Annotated in this window: 15 protein-coding genes; 13 read left to right on the top strand and 2 right to left on the bottom strand. The window is 53.3% G+C overall.

The features are described from left to right. Positions 1-50: 50 nt before the first annotated feature. The gene (locus NPS58_RS02800) at positions 51-674 is read left to right on the top strand and encodes a helix-turn-helix domain-containing protein (RefSeq protein WP_274113319.1); all 624 of its coding nucleotides are present in this window, start codon (positions 51-53) and stop codon (positions 672-674) included. A gap of 60 nt (positions 675-734) precedes the next feature. Here the strand turns inward: NPS58_RS02800 and NPS58_RS02795 are convergent, their stop codons facing one another. After that, positions 735-1,040 (bottom strand): DUF3077 domain-containing protein, encoded by a 306-nt coding sequence (locus NPS58_RS02795; RefSeq protein ID WP_274113317.1) that lies wholly within the window; start codon positions 1,038-1,040, stop codon positions 735-737. Positions 1,041-1,519: 479 nt separating this feature from the next. On the opposite strand from NPS58_RS02795, the gene NPS58_RS02790 reads away from it, so the two are divergent. The 12 genes from NPS58_RS02790 (at position 1,520) to kdsB (ending at position 16,785) form a co-directional block, all read left to right on the top strand. Further along, complete coding sequence (locus tag NPS58_RS02790) at positions 1,520-2,305, top strand: sulfite exporter TauE/SafE family protein (RefSeq protein ID WP_274113315.1); 786 nt, start codon at positions 1,520-1,522, stop codon at positions 2,303-2,305. Between the two features lie 159 nt (positions 2,306-2,464). Next, positions 2,465-3,307 (top strand): ABC transporter permease, encoded by an 843-nt coding sequence (locus NPS58_RS02785; RefSeq protein WP_274113313.1) that lies wholly within the window; start codon positions 2,465-2,467, stop codon positions 3,305-3,307. A gap of 12 nt (positions 3,308-3,319) precedes the next feature. After that, positions 3,320-3,973, top strand: coding sequence for an ABC transporter ATP-binding protein (locus tag NPS58_RS02780; RefSeq protein WP_274113311.1), 654 nt, complete (start codon positions 3,320-3,322; stop codon positions 3,971-3,973). 50 nt (positions 3,974-4,023) lie between these two features. Beyond that, the gene (locus NPS58_RS02775) at positions 4,024-5,130 is read left to right on the top strand and encodes an ABC transporter permease (RefSeq protein ID WP_274113310.1); all 1,107 of its coding nucleotides are present in this window, start codon (positions 4,024-4,026) and stop codon (positions 5,128-5,130) included. Further along, positions 5,123-6,214 (top strand): polysaccharide biosynthesis/export family protein, encoded by a 1,092-nt coding sequence (locus NPS58_RS02770; RefSeq protein ID WP_274113309.1) that lies wholly within the window; start codon positions 5,123-5,125, stop codon positions 6,212-6,214. The genes NPS58_RS02775 and NPS58_RS02770 overlap by 8 nt, the downstream gene beginning before the upstream one ends. A 95-nt stretch (positions 6,215-6,309) precedes the next feature. Further along, positions 6,310-9,840: an HAD family hydrolase gene (locus NPS58_RS02765; RefSeq protein ID WP_274113308.1), complete on the top strand. Its 3,531-nt coding sequence runs from the start codon at positions 6,310-6,312 to the stop codon at positions 9,838-9,840. Between the two features lie 8 nt (positions 9,841-9,848). Next, positions 9,849-11,894 carry a hypothetical protein gene (locus tag NPS58_RS02760; protein ID WP_274113307.1) on the top strand — a complete coding sequence of 682 codons (2,046 nt, stop codon included), beginning with the start codon at positions 9,849-9,851 and terminating at the stop codon, positions 11,892-11,894. A 28-nt stretch (positions 11,895-11,922) separates the two neighbouring features. Continuing rightward, on the top strand, positions 11,923-12,639 hold the full coding sequence (locus NPS58_RS02755; protein WP_274113305.1) for a glycosyltransferase family 2 protein: 717 nt from the start codon (positions 11,923-11,925) through the stop codon (positions 12,637-12,639). 13 nt (positions 12,640-12,652) lie between these two features. Further along, complete coding sequence (locus NPS58_RS02750; RefSeq protein ID WP_274113303.1) at positions 12,653-13,024, top strand: capsular biosynthesis protein; 372 nt, start codon at positions 12,653-12,655, stop codon at positions 13,022-13,024. Beyond that, on the top strand, positions 13,021-14,595 hold the full coding sequence (locus NPS58_RS02745; protein WP_274113301.1) for a hypothetical protein: 1,575 nt from the start codon (positions 13,021-13,023) through the stop codon (positions 14,593-14,595). The genes NPS58_RS02750 and NPS58_RS02745 overlap by 4 nt, the downstream gene beginning before the upstream one ends. Positions 14,596-14,627: 32 nt before the next feature. Next, positions 14,628-15,467, top strand: coding sequence for a 3-deoxy-8-phosphooctulonate synthase (kdsA, locus tag NPS58_RS02740; protein WP_274113299.1), 840 nt, complete (start codon positions 14,628-14,630; stop codon positions 15,465-15,467). A gap of 31 nt (positions 15,468-15,498) precedes the next feature. Further along, complete coding sequence (kdsB, locus tag NPS58_RS02735) at positions 15,499-16,785, top strand: 3-deoxy-manno-octulosonate cytidylyltransferase (protein WP_274113297.1); 1,287 nt, start codon at positions 15,499-15,501, stop codon at positions 16,783-16,785. Between the two features lie 58 nt (positions 16,786-16,843). On the opposite strand, the gene NPS58_RS02730 is transcribed toward kdsB, so the two are convergent. Next, positions 16,844-17,776, bottom strand: a complete 933-nt coding sequence (locus NPS58_RS02730; protein WP_274113295.1) for a KpsF/GutQ family sugar-phosphate isomerase — start codon at positions 17,774-17,776, stop codon at positions 16,844-16,846. Between the last annotated feature and the right edge of the window lie 31 nt (positions 17,777-17,807).

Genomic DNA, 17,807 nt, shown 5'->3' with positions numbered 1-17,807 from the left:
GCAAGCTGCCACGGTAAGATGCCTGCCCTGATGCCCGACCGAGATCCTTGATGAGTGCCGACCGCTCCCCTGCTGCCGACCGCCCTGGCGCGCTGCCCCTGATCGACCGCGCCGAAGTCGGCGCCCGCCTGCGGCTGGTGCGCAAGAGCCAGCAACTGACCCTCAAGCAACTGTCGGAACGCTCCGGGGTACCGGTGTCGACCCTGTCGAAAATGGAACTGGCGCAGGTGTCGGTGAGCTACGAGAAACTGGCTGCCGCGGCGCGAGCACTGAACGTCGACATCGCCCAGCTGTTTCGCTCGACCGGCATGGGCGATGCACCGGCGCCGACCACGGTGGTGGTCAACTCACTGCCCACGGCACCCGGCTATAGCACCGGGACCTACGACTACCACCCCATCGCCGGGGAATTTCCCGAGCGCCTGATGACCCCGATGTATGCGCGGATCATTGCCCGGGAGCGGCAGCAGTTCGATGAATTCATCCGCCACCCGGGGCAGGAATTTGCGCTGGTGCTCAGCGGGCGGGTACGAATTGTGTTCGAGACAGGCGAAGCGGTGAGCATCGGGCCGCAGGAAACGGCCTACTTCAACAGCAACGTAGGGCATATCTATCTGTCGGAGACCGACGATGGCGGGGATGCGCATGTGATGGTGGTGATGACGGATCGGTAGCCGGATCGCGGGGCAAGCCCGCTCCCGCCGCACCTGTAGGAGCGGGCTTGCCCACAACGGCTAGCCCTGAGTCACCTGACGATCTTCCAGCGCATCCAGCAAGGCCTCTATCAAGCCCTTGGCCATTTCCACCGAGTGCAGCGTGGACCAGAGAAACCCCTTGGCTGAATCATCGATGCCATCGAATGCCTTGTGCGCCGTATCGTAGGCGCAGCGCAGGTACAACGAGGTATGTACCAGCGCGTCGTGGGGTGCGATGCCGGCGTTGACGGAGAAGAGTTGGGGGTGGCCGGCGGTGCAGTCGCCGAAGGGTTTGTCGAGGGTGGGATAGAGTGAGGTGGGTGGATCGGGGACAAGTTTTTTCATGGCGAACCCATTCAGTTGGGCTGCAACCCGTCGTTTCCACACTAAGGGTGGCAGCTGTACGCAGGGTGGAAAACCGGGCGAACGGGTAAGCCCGGCAGGCCATGAGACCTCCCGCGCACAGCTGCCATAACGACAACACCGTTCACCTGCTCGGGTTTCCACACCCGATCGCTGTACCTACAGCGACCCGAGGAGCCTAGAAGGACCGGTTTCCAAGGGCAATCAGAACGGGATCGACAGACCGCGTAGGGTATTTCCTAGGACCATATTTAGCCAGCCAAGGAAACATCCAGAAGCACCACCACACTCAGGTAGGAGCGGGCTTGCCCCGCGATGCAATGTATCTGGAAAGTCGCTATCACGAGCCAAGCCCGCCCCCACAACAGTTATAACCTAATAACGAACTAGTCTATTTGGCTATAAAAAAACCTTTATGCTGGCTGCCATCCGATCACGGGCACGTTGGGCGTTTAGAGAATATGGATGTAGGTTCTTTCGGCTTTACCATTGCAGGCCTCGTCGTAGGTTTTATCGTCGGCATGACCGGCGTCGGCGGCGGCTCATTGATGACCCCCATCCTTCTCTGGTTCGGCATCAGCCCGGCCACCGCCGTCGGCACCGACCTGCTCTACGCGGCCATCACCAAAGCCAGCGGCGTCTGGGTGCATGGCAAAAACAAGAACATCGACTGGAAAATCACCGGCTGGCTGACCCTGGGCAGCGTCCCGGCTGCCGCCCTGACCTTGTGGTTCCTGAGCTCCCTGGACGCCGATACCCAGGCCGCCAATGCCGTCATCAAACAAGGCCTGGCCGTGGTGCTGATCCTCACCGCGCTGGCCATCCTGTTCAAAAGCAAACTGCAAGCCTTCGCCAGCAAACACGCCGGCGACCGCTACCACCTGAGCGGCACCAGCCTGAACCTGCTGACCGTGGTCACCGGCGTCATCCTGGGCATCATGGTCTCGCTGACATCCATTGGTGCGGGCGCCCTGGGCACCGTGGCGCTGTTCCTGCTCTACCCGTTCCTGGTCACCCGCCGCCTGATCGGCACCGAAATCGCCCACGCCGTACCCCTGACGTTGGTCGCAGGCCTGGGCCACGCCAGCATGGGCAACATGGACTGGTCATTGCTGGGTTACCTGCTGCTGGGATCGCTGCCCGGCATCTACATTGGCAGCCATTTGACCGGACGTATTTCCGACAACGTACTGCGGCCTTGCCTGGCGGGAATGCTATTGATGATCGGTTACAAACTGGCTTTTTGATATCACCCAATGCAGGCCAATTACCATTAGTCCGAAAGAATTGTCCTACAGTCCTCTCGCTTGACGCTTATGCCACCTAGCGATTAATCTCGCGGGCCTTTAAAGCATGGAAGCTATCCAGTTCCCCAAAACACGGCGCGGAACCGGAATTTTCCTGAAATGAATTCACCAGTGTGCCCCGGCGCACTGCTTCGCTTTGCGGTAAACATCTTGAAGCCTCGTTCCTCCTTCCAGATCCAAAAATCAGTCATCTTTGCCCTGGTTCTCCGCGAAGCGCGTGCGCGTTTTGGGGATCGTCGGATGGGGGCGGTCTGGACGTTGATTGAGCCGATTTGCCACCTCCTGATCTTCAGCGTGCTGTTTGCTCTGATTCGCGGCCGCACAGTGGCCGGTGTTGAGTACCCAGTATTCGTGTTGGTGGGCATGGCCCCCTTTCTGCTTTACCGCAACACCGCCCTTCGCTTGATGGACAGCCTTCGCGAAAACCGTTCGCTGTTCGGCTACAAGCAAATCAAACCTCTGGACACCTATGTTGCCCGGGTGCTGGTTGAAACCTGCATCAGCGCCACCGTGTACGCGATTCTGGTCTTCGGCTTTGCCTGGTACGGCTTCGATATGTCTGTGCACAGCCCGTTGCAGTGGGCTGCGACGCTGGCCCTGGGCCTGCTGTTCGCCTTTGGCCTGGGCATGCTGCTGGCGTTGATCACCCACGCCCTGCCCAGCTTGAAGATGATCATCCGTATGGCCTTCTTCCCGCTTTACTTCATCTCCGGCGTGCTCCTGCCTGCAGCCTACCTCCCGCAGGCCATGATGCCGGTGCTGCTGCTCAACCCCTTCCTGCACCTCGTCGAATTGATCCGCGCCGAAGTACTGCCCCACTACACCCCTGTCGATGGTGTGTCTGAAACCTACGTTATTACCTTCACCATCGTACTGCTGTTCATAGCGCTGGGCAGCTACCGTGCCCGCCGACTGCACCTGATGTCGACCAAGAACGGATAAGGACAGTCCACCGTGTTCGAACTTAAAAACGTCACCAAGTCCTACCTGACACCCAACGGTCGCCGATACGTTTTCCGTAATCTGTCACTGGCCATTCCACCAGGCAAGAACATCGGCCTGATCGGCCGTAACGGTGCAGGTAAGTCCACCCTGATGCGTCTACTTGGTGGAGCCGATATCCCCGACTCCGGCTCGGTAGTGACTGACCGCAGCATCTCCTGGCCCGTAGGTTTGACCGGCGGCTTCCAGGGCAGCATGACCGGCCGCGACAACATCAAGTTTGTGTGCCGGGTCTACGGTGCCGAAGGCGAGGCCATGCGCGAGAAGGTCCGCTACGTCCAGGAGTTCGCTGAAATCGGTGACTGGATCGATGAACCGATCAAGACCTACTCCTCCGGCATGCGCTCACGCGTGGCATTCGGCCTGAGCATGGCCTTCGACTTCGACTACTACCTCATCGACGAAGTGATGTCGGTAGGTGATGCCCAGTTCAAGCGCAAATGCGCCGAAGTCTTCAAGGAAAAGCTGCAGAAGTCGAACGTCGTACTGGTCTCGCATTCCATGCCGGAGATCGAGAAGTTGTGCGACATCGTCCTGCTGGTGCGTGACGGCGGCATCCAGGTTTACGAAGACGTCGCCGAAGGCATCAAGGCCTACAACACCTGATCCACCCCCCTTTTATCGCAGCACCGTTCCACATCAAGGATGCATCACATATGAGCAGTACGGGTAAAAACAAGGGCTGGCGCCTGGCGATTGGCATGGTGGTCGTGCCAATGATCCTCGCGGCTATCTACTACGGCGTATTCGCCTCCGATCGCTACGTCAGCTCCGCCCAGGTGGTCGTCCGCCAGGATGGCGGCAACCAGGGCGCCCAGGTGCCTGGCCTTGCCACTCTGCTGACCGGCACCAATCCGGCCTCTCGGGAAGAAACCCTGTACCTGCGCGAGTACATCGTGTCGATGGACATGATGCTGCTGCTCGAAGAGCGCCTGCACTGGATCGAGCAGTACGCCGCCCAGCGCAGCGACATCTTCTTCTGGCTGAACAAGGACGCCGAACGCGAAGACCTGCTCAAGTACTACCAGCGCATGGTGTCGGCGCACTACGACGAAACCACCGGCCTGCTGCGTGTAGAAGTACAAGCCTTCACCCCGGAGCTGTCGGAGCAGATGCTGCGCACCATCCTCAAGGCCAGCGAACACTTCGTCAACGAAGTGAGCCACAGCATTGCCCGCGAGCAAATGAAGTTTGCCAAAGGTGAGCTGGAAACCGCCCGCATCAACTATGCCGAGCGCAAGACCGAGCTGCTCGACTTCCAGAACGTCAACAAGGTACTGGACGGCGGCAACACCGCACAAAGCCGTGCCACCATCATTGCCGACCTGGAAGGCCAGTACACCAAAGAGCAGGCCGTACTTACCGAAATGCTGTTCAAACTGCGCGCTGACTCGCCTCAGGTAAAACAGCAAAAACAAAAGGTCAACGCGATCACCCAGCAACTGGCCAAGGAAAAACGCCTGCTGGTTTCATCGCCTAACGGCTCGCAGCTGAACGTGGTCGCCTCGCGCTTCCAGCAACTGACCCTGGACGCCGGCATCGCCGAAGAAAGCTACAAGACCGCGGTTGCCGCCCTCGACAACGCCCGTATCGAGGCCAGCAAAAAAATCCGCACCCTGGTCACCGTAGTCAGCCCCAACACCCCACAACTGGCCCTGTACCCAGAGCGCTTGTACAACCTGGCAACCATCCTGCTAGGCCTGCTCATGCTGTACGGCATCACCCGCTTCATCCTGGCTTCGATCGAGGATCATCGTGATTAAATCCCTTGTTGTCTCTCACAAGTTCAACCTGAAACTGGCAGCACTGACCCTCGCGACCCTGGGCCTGGCGGGATGTGGCGGCACCCTTTCCGGTGCCGGCCCGTACAAGGGCGATATCGAGGCCAAGAACCAGCCGTACAACCTGGTCGACATCAATTCCAGCAACATCGCACCGTACATGGCCGGCGCTGCACGCCCTGTAGTGGCCAGCGTCACCAAGCCGCTATCGCCGGAAGTGCGCCTGGCCCCAGGTGATACGCTGAACGTACTGATCGCCGACACCGCACCAGTAGGTTCTGCCGTATTCGCCCCACTGGCCACCGGTGGCACTCAACTGAAGTCGCGCATTGATGCTCAGGGCATGCTTTCACTGCCTTATGTAGGGCGCCAGTTCGTTGCGGGCATGACCCTGAATCAGGTTGAACAGATGATTCGTCGTCAGCTAAAAGGTATTACCACTGACGTCCAGACCCACGTTGAACTAGTGGGTGACCTGTCGGGCTCTGTACTGGTTGCCGGCGCAGTCAAGACCCCAGGCCGCTTCAGCACCTTGCAAGGCCCACTGACGTTGCTGGATGCCGTTAATCAGGCAGGTGGCCCGGTAATGGAACCACACTTGGTCAACGTCACCGTACGTACTGGCAGCCAAGTTCAACAGTTCAACTATGAGGATGTACTGTCTGGCAACAACATGGTGCTGAGCCCAAACTCGGAAGTTGTGTTGGACCGTGCTCGCCAGAGATTTGTGGCAATGGGTGCGGTGGGGGAGCCAGGCCTGAAAGATTTGCCTAGCCAGAAGACTACGCTACTGGACGCACTCGGTAGTGTCGGTGGATTGCGCGAGCAGAATGCAAATCCCGAGGGTGTATTTGTGTTCCGTATGAGCGATGACGCGAACTCTAAGCCTACGGTACTGCGACTGAACATGCGTGATCCAGCCGCCATCTTCTACGCTCGTCAGATTGCTATCAAACCTGATGACACGATCTATGTGACCAATGCGGCAGTTTACGAATGGCAGAAAATCATTTCGCCTATCGTACAAACCATGCTTCTGGGACGAGCGACCGGCGCCTATAACTAACCGCTGGCCAGTTCGATCACTACAGACTGCAAACTACGTTTATGAATAAGCCTCGTGCGAGGGACCTGCGCGGGGCAGGAATATCGAGATATTACATGAATATTATTTTCTTCTTAGAGCCGGCCATCGAGCTGGGCAATCCCGTATTCCGCTACCCTACCCTGCGCAGTTCCATCGTATCGCAAGTTGTCGCCCTCAAAGGGGCTGGCGCTAATGTTCACTGCATCATGAGCACAGCGGTAGCTGAGCATGCGTTGCGTGACGGGCATATGAAAGCGCTTGGAACGGTATCCGTCATTGACCCTATTCAATGGACTGAAGGCGAAAACACCTTTGAGCGCTCTCTTCGCCATCAAGAAGGGACGTTCCGCGAAGGTGAGGTAGATCGACTGACAGGCCTGATAAAAGAAGGTTTGCCCGAGGGTTTTGAACCCGATGTGGTACTGGTGTGGGAATCCCCTATGCCGTACCTCCAATCAATTTTTGAGAAAGCACGCATTCTTTATCAAATGCCTGGCTTTTTTTCGCGCTCTCCCTATCCAGAACTTATTTCGTTTGATGACGGCCTATTGCAAAATAGCGCCCCTCTCAAATTGGACGCCTGCGCACCCGAAGACCACGATGCCATTCAAGAGTTGCGCGAGTATGAACGGCGCTTCCTGAATAGCGTAGCCCCTACGAAAGTGGCTCTCAGCGAAGTGAAGAAGCGCTTCCAGCGCGTCATCCTGCTACCGTTGCAAATTGACAATTACTTCATGATCAGTTCTGTGATTGGCCGAAAAAGCCAATTTGATGTTCTGATTGAAGTGCTGGAAAAGATTCCAAGTGATTACGCGCTCCTCGTCACAAACTACTGGTCGGGGCAAACCAGAAGCGCCGTACTGACTCGACAAAATATCGAGTACTTGCGATCCCGCTACCCGAACTTTGTATATGTCGAGCTATTTGACAACATTCCTTCGGTGTCCCAACTTATCGTTCCTGATGTCGACGGCGTCGTCTCCATCTCCTCGTCGCTCGGGTACCAGGCAGCATTCTGGCAGAAGCCCCTACTAACGCTGGGACAAAGCCATATCTCCAAGTTTGCAAGCGCCTCTAAATGGCAAGACTTCCTCGCGCAAATTTCCTCCAGAGAGCAAGTTAGCCGCGACAGTACTATCATCACCACCATCAAGACACGGCATGTCCCGATTCAGCTCATCGCCGCCGAGGGCGCCAAGTACCTGGATTGGCTGCAGAAAGCGAGCACGCTGCCATCGGGTAGCTACCCAGAGTGGAACAACGGCACTGATTTTGTTGAACCACTGAAGAAATTCAGACGTGAAGAAGAATACCTGAAGCAGCTTGGGTACTCCAAACGAGTCAATAACGAATCGACTATTGACCACTGCGTTGAGCTGTCTCATCAGATAGCAAAATACCCTGTTGTTTCATTCGACATTTTTGACACATTGCTTTACCGCCCATTGAAATCTCCATCCGACATGTTTGCCATGATGGAGGAAGAGGTGCGGGCGATTTGCAATATCCCTTCGCTCAACTTTAAAAATGCACGACGCGCTGCGGAAAAAGCGGCCTTTGAAGCGGCCATCGCCAGGGGCGAAGGCGAGACGCACATTGATCACATCTATCATGCATTCTCCCAGCAACTAGAACTTAGCTTTGAAACTGCTAACAAAGTTAAAGCGCTGGAAATGCAAACCGAGATGGACATTCTGTACCCGAGACTGTCTGGTTTCAAAGCGTTCAATGAAGCCAAAAGCCTCGGGCGTCGAATCATTTTGATTTCTGACATGTACCTCCCCAAGTCATTCCTGGAGAGTGTTCTTCAGAAAAATGGTTATACGGGATACGATAAGTTTTATGTTTCCTCGGAAGCCAAAGTCAAAAAGCATAATGGACGGCTTTTCGATTACGTACTGAAAGATCTGAACATCCCCGCCAAGACAATACTCCACATTGGCGACAACTTGGCCGCGGACGTCATCAAGGCTAAAGACCGCAGCATCAAGCCATTCCACCTGGTGAAAGCATCAGAGGCGTTCTCTGAATGTGATAGCTATCTCATCCCGTGGAAACGCGACGAAGACCGTCACGCCCTAGACTGGCAGATGATGCTCGCCATCATCGGCAACAGGTTCCATGACAACCCCTACCTGCCTCATCGACGTGGAACGCTTTTCTGCGGCGACCCATGGCGTCTCGGGTTTGCCGGTCATGGGCCGTTGCTGCTCGGCTATGTGAAATGGGTTCTGGAAAAAGCCATTCGCGATAAAGTTGATCGGCTGTATTTCCTGTCCCGCGACGGCCTCATCATGAAGGAGGCCTATGATCGCATTGCCAAACTTTATCCCGATGCGCCTAAGAGCATTTATCTACTGTGCTCGCGCCGCGCAGTGAACTTAGCTAAAGTTAAAGATGTTGCAGGCGTGATGGATCTACTGCATGTAGATTTTTCTCGCACCACTATTCGCCATTTACTTACCACACGCTTCGGCCTTCATATCACTGAAATCCCTGAAGCGATTCTCGCCGGACACAATCTGACTCTGGACACTGTTGTCAACAACAGGCATCAGGAAATGCTGAAGCCTTTCTTTATTGAAATGCTTCCGATTATTCTTGCTGCCGCTGAAAAAGAGCGCACAAATTACCTGTCCTATCTGACGCAGGTAGGCTTGCTGGATGACGGCAATGTCAGCATCGTTGACATCGGATATGCCGGAACAATGCAAGAATCGCTCTATCAACTCGCTGACAAAAAGAAACTGATTGGTGGCTACTACCTCATCACCTTCCGGCAAGCCCTGAGACGCGTTGATATGTATGGAATGCCCATCAGAGGCTACTTGGGCGAGTTCATCGACAGGCACGATACGTTCCACCCGTTCTGCAAACATGTACCTCTTTACGAGACGTTGTTCAGCAGCAAAGATACCTCCTTCATCAGGATGGATCGCGACTGGAACAACGACTTGACTCCTGTGTTTATGGAGCGATTCCCCGCGGAAGCTCGTAGAGAAGAAGTTGTACACATGATTCATAGTGGCGCGCTTGACTTCATCGAAGAAGTTTGCGCGATCTTGGGTCATCGTCTGCGTGCTATTGATATCGAGCCCAATAAGTCTATCCGGCTGCTCGACCGCTTCTTTAATAGCCCGCACCCGGTAGATGCGCAAATGTTCAGCGGCGTAGTTTTTGAAGACGCTTATGGGGGCGCAGGGCTTAAAACGATACTTCCTCCAAAAGGAAAGATTGACGACAACTGTGTCTGGAAAGTCGGCATGGCGGCGATCAAAGGTCACCTGGAAAAACACCCCCCCGCAAAGCAGGCCCCCGCAGCAAAAGCTGCCAGCCCCGCTAAAAATGTTGTCCCAGTTGCAGCAAAGACCGAAAAGCGTCCCGTGGAGGAGGCAGAGATGCAGGTTCAACCTCTTAAACATCTCCAGGTTGCGCACAAGCCAAAGTTAGAACATAAAGTCATTCAATGGTTGGTTCGTAGAACCTCCAATGACAGGAAATTCAAAAAATTCCAGGAAACCCCTTCGAAATTTTTTGCTGACTCCAAGTCGACTCACGTGAGAGCGCTCGGCAGACTTTACATGTATCGCGCAGGCATTAAGTGAGTTCTCTCGTGATAAATTTCAAAAAAAACGACCCCATTACAAATTTTATCAATAAAGCTTACTTTGAAATTTCGAACTCCAACCCGACTGCTAACGAGCTTGAAAAACTACTAACGACACACGAGAACGATCCGATCAAACTAGTAGCAGTCGGATTTTGTTACATACAAAAATACCCAATGAAAGCTCGCGGGTATTTATGCGCGTACGACAATCTCTTTAAGCTCGGATTTGATGGCGACTCACTAGCAGTCCTAAGTTCGCCTCTTACACAGATAAGATATCATCCACTTGTTGTCGCTCGCCTTGTTGTGCGCCACTTTAATACCCGTGACTACAGTAGCGCATGGAAGCTGGTCGCATCGTGCCCGCAAGAAACACTTACTAATCTCAGAGAGAATAGCGGCTTCACTCGGACCATTTTCGAGCTGACAAAAATCACAAAGAGCACCATCGCCTACGACGCATTAGCAGCCCATTCCCCTGCAATCGATCAGCTGAAGGTTGAAATCGCGGAAAAAACCTCCAGGCTTCGAGAGCACACGTCCACATGTGCTGAGACATACTCCAATTACGTCAAGGAACGGAATTTTAGTACTGCAGATGAATTCAGCTGGCTAGCGTACAACGCGGGCGAGCGATCTGAAGCATTCTTTGAAGTTGTTTGCAAACCACTGGCAACCGAGCTCGATATCTCCGCCAGGGTTATGTTTTTTAGAATCGAAGCAGCGCGAACCTTCAAAAAAAATCCAACATTCATCGCTTACGGAGCAAGAACTTTTCTACACGCAAGTGAAGTTAACTCTGCTTATGAAATCACAAGCAAAGCGATCGAAAACTCCGTTTTAAACACGGAGGTTCTTCACCTTAATGCAAGGGCGTCAGTAGTGTTGGGTTCCGCTACGACCGAGGTTTTGCCTGAGTTCGTTCCCGGCAAATCCGATCGTAATTTTTATGCATTCTCCCTACACCGAAAACTCAGCAAATCCATACTTACAGCCAATAGCAATGAAGAGCTACACTACAGAAATCTGTGCCATTCAATTGAAATGGAACTTCATTCCCCCCTGTCAGCTATTTGCCAAAAAACACCGATATACAAAAGCACCCACCCAAGAGTTGCCATTTGTATATCGGGTCAACTCCGGGGAATAGAAAAAAGTTCAAAAAGCGTGATTTCCGAGCTATTGGATCATACCAACGGACACCTTTTTATAGACACGTGGAAAACTCAAAGATCAAATTTCCCCACGTTCACCCGTGTTCAGCGGCTGATTGGCAACGAACTATGGAATCTTCTGCCAGTCGAACTGAAAATGCCCGATGGCTTCAGACAGTACCTTCCGCGTACGACTAAGAAACTCACTAGCCCTATCACTAGCTCAGTTACATCCGATTACGTCAAAAATTATCTACCTAGTGCTACAGTCAGAATTGAGGACGAGGAAATTTTTGAGAAAGCCGTATCGGAGCAAGCACCAAAACTGAGGCTCAGAGGCAATCTGAATCAGGCAAAAATGTTCTACAAGATTAAGAAATGCCATGAGCTTGCTACCAATTACTCATCAGACCATGAAATGGAGTTTGATGTAGTTATACGCACTAGGCCCGATTTGGAAATCAGCTTCCCAAACATTAAAGAATATATAGAATCCGCCCACAGCAACCAAAATGTAATATATGTAAGCTATTTAACAGCGGTCGGCTATGGCGATCAGTTCGCCATCGGCTCAAAGAAGGCCATGGACATATATTCATCGATATGGGAGAAAGTGTGGTCGAGCAAACAGTTTAAGTACTCAGACTCCTTCGACCAACAAGTATCCGCTTTTGCAGGAGAGTCCTTGATGGCGAACCATTTATTCCTTCACGGCATTGACGTTAAGTTCATAAAGCCAGAAAAGTCAAACTTTACAACCACCCTATCCATTAACTCTACTGACATCAAAGACGACTTGGCTGACGATATTGAAGCGTGCGAACTCAAGCCACTTCTTGAAGCATTTCATAGCAAGTATCTTGAAATGCGCAAATCAAAAATAGCATTCACCTGAGTAATATTTAGCAATGATCTTGATTACAATGGCTGGACTGAGTAGTCGATTTTTTAAAGCAGGGTATTTACAACCCAAATACAAGCTTGAATTGAATGGCACCTCTGTTTTCTCTCACTCGGTACTTTCATTTAAACATTACTTCAGCACTGAGCCTTTTGTTTTTGTCGTAAGAGATGTTCACGACACACCTACATTTGTAGAAAATGAAGCAAGAAAACTAGGAATCGCCGACTTCAAAATCATCATTCTGAACGAAGAAACTCGCGGACAGGCTGAGACTGCATATTTAGCACTAAAAAACTATAACGACGACTTTCCTATTTACATTTTTAACATAGACACTTTTCGTCACGCCTATAAAAAGCCGAATTTTATCGATCAGTGCGATGGATATCTCGAGGTTTTTCGTGCCGAAGGCAATCACTGGTCTTTCGTCCTACCGAACGGACAGAACGACGTTATCAGAACAACTGAAAAAGATCGAATCTCAGACCTATGCAGTGACGGCCTTTATTACTTCAAGCAAAAGTCCGTTTTCGAGGCTCTTTTTCTTGATGCCCTCAAGCATGAACGCACAGTGCGTGGAGAGTACTATATTGCACCTCTTTACAATGAATTGATCGAGCGTGGCGCCACCGTCAAATTTGACATTATCGAGTTAGATCAGATTGATTTCTGCGGCACACCTGAGGAATACCAACTTCTTCTGGACCGTCACTCAGACTCAACAGACAAGAGATAATTCGGGACAATTAATGAAAAGAATCATCATGGATTTAGACGAGACGATCTGCTCTACACAAGCAGGAAAATACGCCGAATCCACACCAAACATTCCTGTAATCAACAAGCTCCGAGAGTACAAAGCGCTGGGCTTCGAAATTGTTATTAGCACAAGCCGGAATATGCGCACCTACTCAGGGAACGTTGGGAAAATTACTGCCAACACACTCCCCGTTATTATGGACTGGCTGGCTCGCCATGACGTCCCGTTCGATGAAATTTACGTAGGCAAACCGTGGTGTGGGCATGAAGGTTTTTATGTTGACGACAAGGCAATTCGACCTGAGGAATTTGCGAATCTTTCATACGATGAAATCAAAATGCTGACAGGAATCGAAACATGATCATCATCAATTCCGCAGCCTATGTGATCCCTGAATTCAGGACTGAATTTGGTAGAATTCCTCCGTGTTTATTGCCTCTCGGCAACAAAAAGTTGCTGGAATACCAAGTTCCAATGCTGCGAAAAGCCTGCGGTGAGCAGATTTACGTCTCGCTCCCCAATGGATATGAATTGACTATTGATGAAACACATATATTTAAAGCGCTCGACATAGAACCCGTCTACGTGCCTGAGCAGTTCAGCTTGGCAGAGGCGTTGCTGTTTGTTCTCAACACAGTTACCACCCACAAAAGTTTTGAAGAGCCTCTACGACTATTACATGGCGATACGCTTCTCGATGAGATACCTCGAGCGCTAGATATTATTGCTGTCGCCCCATCGGATGATGATTACAATTGGGAATCTGAAAAAAACACCGCCGGCTCGCCATTGGTTTGGTGCGGTTATTTTTCCTTCTCTTCCCCGCGCCACTTTATTCGCTCGCTTGCACTGTCTCAAGGAAATTTCGTTAAGTCGGTGCGACTTTATTCCGATTTCAATACGCTTTCGGTGGAAGAGGCATCCGGCTGGCATGACCTGGGTCATGTCAACACCTATTTTTCTTCCCGCTCACAAATTACCACTCAACGCGTATTTAACGACTTGCGCATAGAGAATGGTATTGTTTGGAAATCCGGAACTGCCCACAAAAAAATTCTTGCCGAAAGTGAGTGGTTCAAAAAACTCCCCATTGGCTTACGACGCTATACGCCTCAGCTCATCGATAGCGGCTTGAACCCAGAAAATGGCGCCCCCTATTACGTACTTGAATATCTTCCTTGCAGCCCTTTGAATGAGGTATTCGTTCACGGACGGAACCCCGATTTCTTCTGGCGCAGGATATTTAAGCTCACCGCGATTTTTTTGAATGATGCACGCGCGTGCGCCTCGGACATTTTGTCTTCTGCTCAAATTGATAGCATTGCAGCCGATGCAATCCATTTGTATGAAAACAAAACCTATGCCCGGCTCGAAGAATATTGCAGCGCTACCGGCCTGAACCTCAGCGCGTCAATGTCTTACGGGAGGCGTAGTTTTGGCTCCCTCCTTGATATTGCCAAGGATTGTATCCAGCGCACCTTAGCGCTACCTTTGATTCCAACCATTCTTCACGGCGATCTTTGCTTCAGCAATATCCTGTTTGATTCTCGTAGTGTCTCACTCAAGGTCATCGACCCTCGAGGCATGAATCAGAAGCAAGAGCTCACGCTATTGGGTGATCAAAAATACGACCTGGCGAAGGCATGCCACTCAGTCGTTGGACTTTATGATTTTATTATCGCTGGGCGCTACCAGATAGAACGCTTTGAGTCACAGGCCCCTACAATTCGCTTCCGCACCGACGATAGACTTTTAAATATTCAGAAGTCGTTTTTGGATGCCGAGTTAATACCCGGCATAGAGGGTAAGGCCATACTTCCATTGACGGTACTTCTGTTCCTGTCTATGTTACCGCTGCATTCCGACCGACCAGATCGCCAAGAAGCCATGTTGATCAATGCGCTGCGTCTTTACGACGAATATGTTGCTTGAACAATGCTAGACGCTTTAAAGAGAGATACTAATTGAAAATTTCACACGCTATCGAATGCTCCAACAGCGCCCCCTTTGTCCTCTTCGGCGGCATCAACGTCCTTGAATCCCTGGACCTGGCCCTGACCGCCTGCGCCGAATATGTACGCGTCACCGAAAAGCTGGGCATTCCCTACGTGTTCAAGGCGAGCTTCGACAAGGCCAACCGCTCTTCCATCCACTCCTACCGTGGCCCAGGCATGGAAGAAGGCCTGCGCATTTTCGAGAAGGTGAAGGCCGAGTTCGGCGTACCGGTGATTACCGACGTCCACGAAATCTACCAAGCTGCCCCCGTTGCCGAAGTGTGCGACGTACTGCAGTTGCCTGCGTTCCTGGCTCGTCAAACTGACCTGGTCATGGCCCTGGCCAAAACCGGCAAGCCAGTCAACATCAAGAAGCCTCAGTTCCTGAGCCCGTCGCAAGTGCAGAACATCGTGCACAAGTTCAAGGAAGCCGGTAACGACCAGCTGATCCTGTGCGACCGCGGTACCTGCCTGGGTTACGACAACCTGGTTGTCGATATGCTCGGCTTCGGCGTGATGAAGCGTACCTGCGACAACCTGCCGATCATTTTTGACGTGACCCACGCCCTGCAGCAGCGCGACCCATCGGGTGCAGCGTCCGGCGGTCGTCGTGAGCAAGTGGTCGAGCTGGCACGTGCCGGTATGGGTGTTGGCCTGGCTGGCCTGTTCCTGGAAGCCCACCCGAATCCGGATCAAGCCAAATGCGACGGCCCAAGCGCTCTGCCGCTTGACCAACTGGAACCATTCCTGGCGCAGATCAAAGCCCTGGATGATCTGGTCAAGTCGTTCCCACCGCTGAACATCGCCTGAAGCTGCGTCTGTCAAAGCAAGGATTGTGAACATGACTAGCACAGAACAACGGGTCGCGATTGTCATTCCGGCCCGCTATGGCTCCACGCGCCTCCCGGGCAAACCACTGGCTGATATCGTCGGCAAACCGATGGTGCAGCACGTGTATGAGCGTTCCCTGCAGGTCGCCAATGCCCAGATGGTAGTCGTTGCCACTGATGACGAGCGCGTCGCACAAGCCGTGCGCGCATTCGGCGGCAAATGTGTGATGACTTCGCCGGAGCATCCCTCCGGTACTGACCGCCTGGCTGAAGTCATGGCCCAGGTCGAGGCAGACATCTACATCAACCTGCAAGGCGATGAGCCGCTGGTGCGCCCGGCAGACATCGAAGCCCTGGCCGCTGGCATGCTCGCCGATGCCAGCGTGAAGGTGGGCACTCTGTGCCACGCGATCGACAGCCACGAGGCCGCCAACCCCAATACGGTAAAAGTGGTACTGGCGAACAACGGCAATGCGCTGTACTTCAGCCGCTCGCCGATCCCCTACCCGCGTGATGGTGAAGTGGCGAACTACCTCAAGCATGTGGGCGTCTACGGTTATCGCCGCGATGTACTGGCCGACTACAGCGGCTTGCCACAGCCAATGCTCGAGCACGCCGAGAAGCTTGAGCAACTGCGACTGATGGCCGCCGGTTACTGCATTCGTGCCTATCAGGTGGAGCCGACCGGCCCGGGCGTTGATACGCCTGAGTGCCTGGAGCAAGTGCGTGCGTTGATGAGCGGCCAGGCGCCAGCTGCAAAGCCGACGCTCAATGACGTTCGCCTGGTGATTACCGATGTCGACGGCGTCCTCACGGACGGCGGCATTTACTACGACGCCACGGGCGAATGCTTGAAGCGCTTCCATGTGCGCGACGGCATGGGCATGCGTCTGCTGGAAGAGAACGGTGTGCGCGTGGCGGTGTTGTCGGGTCGTGACTCGGCGACGCTGCGCAAGCGGGTTGCCGACCTGGGTATCACGCTCTGCCAGTTCGGCGTGAAGGACAAGCAGGCAGCCTGCAATCAGCTGATGGCCGAAGCCGGTGTCAGCGCTGCGCAAACGGCGTGTATCGGTGACGACTGCATCGACTTGCCGGCGTTTGCAGCCTGCGCCCTGTCGTTTGCCGTGGCCGATGCGCCGGCATACGTCAAGGCAGCGGCTACCAACGTACTCGGTGCTGCTGGAGGTACCGGTGCATTCCGCGAGGTGGCGGACGCCATTCTGATTGCGCAAGGCAAGGATGCGGTGCTGGGCACTGCGGCAGGCTATGCGCAAGTGATGGCGAAGATGGCGCAATAACCAAGCAAAAAAACGGGGCCTTCAGGCCCCGTTCTACTTTCAGCGTGACGCCGCTGGATCAGTCGAAGATCTCGACCACACCCACAACCGCATTGTCATGGTCGGTCACAGCCAAGGCGCGGATCTTGTTGTCCCGCATGTAGGCTTCGGCTTCAGACAATTGCGCATCCGACTTGATGGTATGCGGATTGGCAGTCATGAAGTGGGCCACGGTAGTGTGAATGATCCCTTCGTTTTCGAGCAACGCACGACGCAGGTCGCCATCAGTAACGATACCAACCAGCTTGTGCTCGTCCATGACTACCGTCAGGCCCATACGGCATTGAGTCATGACCATCAGGCAATCATGGAAGCTGGTGTCCGGGGTAACGACCGGTGCTGGCGAGTGCATGACATCGCTGACGCGGGTCAGCAATTTACGGCCCAGGCTGCCGCCGGGGTGGTAACGGGCGAAGTCCATAGGCTTGAATTGGATGGCCTCGATCAGCGCTACCGCCAGTGCATCACCCATGGCCATGGTTGCCAGGGTGGAAGTGGTCGGCGCCAGGTTGTTCGGACACACTTCGCGCTCGACGGAGATGTCCAGCCAGATGTCGGCATGCTTGGCCAAGGTCGAGTTGCCGTTGCCAGTCATGGCGATAAATTTATTGCCGAAGGATTTGAGGCTCGGGATCAGCTTGATCAGCTCTTCAGTCTCGCCGCTGTAGCTGATCAGAATCAGCACATCGATCGGCTTGAGCATCCCCAAGTCGCCGTGGAAGGCTTCAGCCGGATGCAGGAAGAAACTTGGGGTACCGGTGGATGCAAAAGTGGCGACCATCTTTTGCCCGATAAGGCCGGATTTACCCATGCCACAGACCACGGTGCGTCCCTGGCAACCGAGAATCAGTTCAACAGCCTGCTGGAATTCGCCATTCAAGCGATCTGCCAGTTGGGTAACCGCCTGGGCTTGCGCGATAAGGGCTTCTTTAGCAATAGCGAGGTGATTCATTTTTTGACTTTCGTCCCTGAAAAACAACATG

The sequence above is a fragment of the Pseudomonas putida genome, from assembly GCF_028682455.1.
Classification (GTDB): Bacteria; Pseudomonadota; Gammaproteobacteria; order Pseudomonadales; family Pseudomonadaceae; genus Aquipseudomonas; species Aquipseudomonas putida_AA.
This window is presented reverse-complemented; position numbering and strand designations above follow the sequence as displayed.